Genomic DNA, 2,487 nt, shown 5'->3' on the forward strand with positions numbered 1-2,487 from the left:
AACCAGTATAGGCAACACCTGGTGTTGAGCCCAAACAATATCATACTTGAAAGGATCTGGTAAGTCGTCTGTGGTTAATAAATTAACACCTGAATTTTTAACAATATCAGCAACTGGAGAGCCTATATAATTGGCAACGATATCAACTATATAATTATTTTTTTTGAAGCATTCTGCAATTTCTAAGGCGACAATTTCAGAACCTCCTATACTAGCCATATGGTTAGTACATATTAATACTTTTAACATAAATTAGTAGCCGTGCGGTTATTACTCGATAATATATACACTAAAATTAAAATAAATTCCCATTAATATTGTTTAATTAAATATAAATTATGTTAACTATTCAATTGGTTACTCATTAACTAAGAAACAAAAATTGATAAACATTAATACTAATTGAAATAAAAAACGTTTCTATAAATGATCATTTATAATATTTACCTAAATTTTACTTACTACAAAATATTTTAAATCCATCTAACGACTTAATTAACTGATATAAATTATACTTATTATAAATAGTATCAAAATATACATTTGAATTGTATTCTTTATTATCTATCTCAATTTTAAATTTAGCATGATTTCTATCTTCTTCAAAAGAATCAGAGGCAATATCAACATAATGAGAAACGACAAATACAGTCCCGTTATCATGATGGCGTAAAATTGCCTTTTTTATTATATCTGCATTATTAGCCATAGGATGAGCTTCGGGTATGTCATACTTATTAATTTTTGATTGTTTGAACCAATCAAAGGTATAATCACTATAAAATGAAAATCTGTCGGAATTGGAACCTATATTGTAAGGACCATTTATTTTTTGTAAATCTTCAGTCGTCATTTTCTCTTCATGCCAATCTCCATTTTATACTGGTTCAATCTGATGTGAAAAAGTTTTTTCTTTACCAATACATGAAGCACGAACTATGTCAGCATAATCGGAAATTTCACTTTTAACTTCATTTTCTTTGGAATTATAAAAATCTTCAGAAAAAGGATTATAATAAACAGCCGTTAAAGACCTCGGATAGACATACCAAAATAGTATTTTATTTTCAACTGAGAATTGAACAGGTCTATCAACTGAATAGATGCCATGGCTCATATTACGAAAATCTAAATAATAACGATATCTAACAACTGAAGTTTCAAGCGTTGGTATCGCTTGATAAACAACCATCATATTAAACCCAATATCAGCATAAATTTTTATTTTAGATGATTTGTTTTTCCCTAAATCGGCCCAACTGTAGAGAGTAAGCTTACCTGAAGAGTCATAATTCAGAGGTTCGAAAAATTTATTTAAATCATCTTTCATTATATTTTTAGAAAGAGAAGCAATCTCATCAAAAAAGTTAAAATTTAAAGTTAATTTATCATTTAATTTATTGTTTGTTTTATATTTACTAATTAAATAGAATCGAAAACGCTTAATGGAGTCCGTTGAATAATCAGTTAATTGCATTTTTTCTTTATACCCTATACTCCCCCAAACATTATGAAAAGTATAGCGAACTGAGCTAAGAGTAATAACTGATCGAATTTTATTTTTACCGGAGGGACTCATTTCACATATTTGCGTTAAGATTTCATTTAATGACGCTTTTCTAACCTTATCAACAAGTGATTGGTTTGAATTAATAGACCACGGATATATTCTGCTTGCAAAATATTTATCCAAAGGAATAGTTCCATCACTAAGTTGCATTAAACTTCTGCTATCTAATTTTGCAATCATATCTTCAATATAGGCACTTTAACTTACACTGAAGTAGTTAGAAAAAAGATAAATAACTACTGGCAACATGCTGTCTTTTAATAATTTTAACTGATAACTTATCTTCTTTTTATTTATTTTAATTTCGCCTTTTTGTTCCATAACAGCATAGCACAAGAGAGGTAAAGATATAACATAGCTTATTTGAAATTTACCATTTACACTCTTAAAATTTCCAAACATTGATAGTTTCTTTTCAAGAAAGGAAGCTGAGGTCACATTAATAGACTCGCAATAAGCAAAGCTTCATTAGAACTGGAAATTCCCTTATTTATGGCTAACTCACAAACACCAAAACCCTCTATCCTGGGCGCAATTAATGTATGTTCCACTATTGCACTGATTGGTATTAGGAACAAAAAAGCCAGTATTAATTTCACTTCATATTTTACTTTTTTTTTGCGATATGTTATACAAAATAACATATATTTAATTTGTTGGCAAATTCAACAGAAGCTAAATAGCCTAAAGCAGAATGCAATTATTTAGCCGTTAGAAAATAACCATTTTTTAAACTTAATTATAAAATTATCCGCTACAAACTCATAAAGTGCTTTACCCAAATTACTTGTAAAGCATACTATAACTTATTGATTTGTATTATATTATATTAAATATGTTTTTAAATAGATAAGCACTTGCGGACACACATTAATATTCACATCAAGTATCAGAATAAGTACTTCTAATGGTAGAAG

The 2,487-nt window shown here is 28.3% G+C and carries 2 protein-coding genes and 1 pseudogene; all 3 read right to left on the reverse strand.

What is annotated here, in order from left to right; translation table 11 throughout:
- Positions 1-249: pseudogene (locus tag A9G22_RS03785) on the reverse strand (hypothetical protein); the annotation flags it as partial.
- A gap of 205 nt (positions 250-454) precedes the next feature.
- A complete protein-coding gene (locus A9G22_RS03790) occupies positions 455-853 on the reverse strand; it encodes a hypothetical protein (protein ID WP_065587403.1) in 399 nt (132 codons plus the stop codon).
- A gap of 24 nt (positions 854-877) precedes the next feature.
- Positions 878-1,750, reverse strand: a complete 873-nt coding sequence (locus A9G22_RS03795; RefSeq protein ID WP_075508383.1) for a hypothetical protein — start codon at positions 1,748-1,750, stop codon at positions 878-880.
- Between the last annotated feature and the right edge of the window lie 737 nt (positions 1,751-2,487).

The sequence above is a fragment of the Gilliamella sp. App2-1 genome, from assembly GCF_001690255.1.
Taxonomy (GTDB): Bacteria; Pseudomonadota; Gammaproteobacteria; order Enterobacterales; family Orbaceae; genus Gilliamella; species Gilliamella apicola_G.

What these genes read in the sequence shown, in the direction of transcription:
- A9G22_RS03790 (WP_065587403.1), bottom strand. Translation starts at nt 853, where the DNA reads ATGACGACTGAAGATTTACAAAAAATAAATGGTCCTTACAATATAGGT.
- A9G22_RS03795 (WP_075508383.1), bottom strand. Translation starts at nt 1,750, where the DNA reads ATGATTGCAAAATTAGATAGCAGAAGTTTAATGCAACTTAGTGATGGA.